Annotated in this window: 1 pseudogene; it reads right to left on the reverse strand. The window is 71.5% G+C overall.

The annotated features are described in order from the left end of the window. Nucleotides 1-863 (reverse strand): annotated as a pseudogene (locus ACJH6J_RS30545) (hypothetical protein); the annotation flags it as partial. Between the last annotated feature and the right edge of the window lie 146 nt (nucleotides 864-1,009).

Here is a 1,009-nt window from a genome sequence, read left to right on the forward strand (position 1 = left end):
TCACCGCGCTCGCCCTTGCGATCGCCGCCGCCGAACTTGTTGTCGCGGCGCCGCTCGTTGTTGTCGCGATCGCGACCCTTGCCTTCGAAGCCCTTGCCTTCGAAGCGCTCGCGGCGCTGGCCGCGGTCGTCACGATTATCCTGGCGATTGTCGCGCGCCGGTGCGCCGTCGGCAGGCGCGGCCGCGGCTGCGGTCGCATCGGCCGGTGCGCCGGGGCGCGGCGTGCGGAAATCCTGATGGCGGCGCGGACGGCGATGATGCTCGCGCTTCTCGCCCTCGCCGCCGCCTTCCGCGGCCTGTGCGCCCTCGGCGGGCTTGCCCTGGTGGCGGCCGCGGTTGCGGTCGTGACCGCCGCGATGATGCGGACGGCGCTCGTCGGAGCGGCCGCCGGGACGCCAGACTTCGACCAGTTGCGGCTCAGCCGGCGTCTCCGCTGGCGCAGGAGCGGCCTCGGCAGTTGCGGCCTCGGTGCCCGCGGTCTGCGCCGGTGCCTCAGCGGTGGCCCCGGACGGCGCCTCCGCAGCGGCTTCCACCGCAGGCGCAGCTTCGGAAGCGGGCACCTCGGCAACTGGCTGTTCGGCGAGAGCGGCAGGCTCCGCGGCAACTTCCGCCACGGGCTCGGGTTCGGGCCTGGTCTCGATCACGACCGGCGTCGCCTCGCTGGCGACGAGGCCGACCAGGCCCTCATGCGCGCTCAGCACGGTACGGTGCACGGCGTCGCGATTCAGACCTTCGGTGGCATAGAGCTCGAGCGTGTTGTCGACGCGCAGCACGTAGCAGGAGCAGACCTCGGCCACCATGTTGGCCGCGATCAGCACCACGATCTTGTCGAGGCGCTCCTGGGCGGAGACTTGCTCCGCCATGGTTTCGCGGAGCCGTCTCAACAGGATGCGTGGGCCTCCCGACGCGCTCCGCATGTGCTTCAGTCCCTCCCCGCAAGGCCGGCGCAGCGGGCCGGCCGGCCGCTGGCGCGAAACTCTTCAAAAACAACAATTTTAGTCATTCGGTG

The sequence above is a fragment of the Mycobacterium sp. SMC-18 genome (assembly GCF_045310895.1).
In the GTDB taxonomy this organism is placed as follows: domain Bacteria; phylum Actinomycetota; class Actinomycetes; order Mycobacteriales; family Mycobacteriaceae; genus Mycobacterium.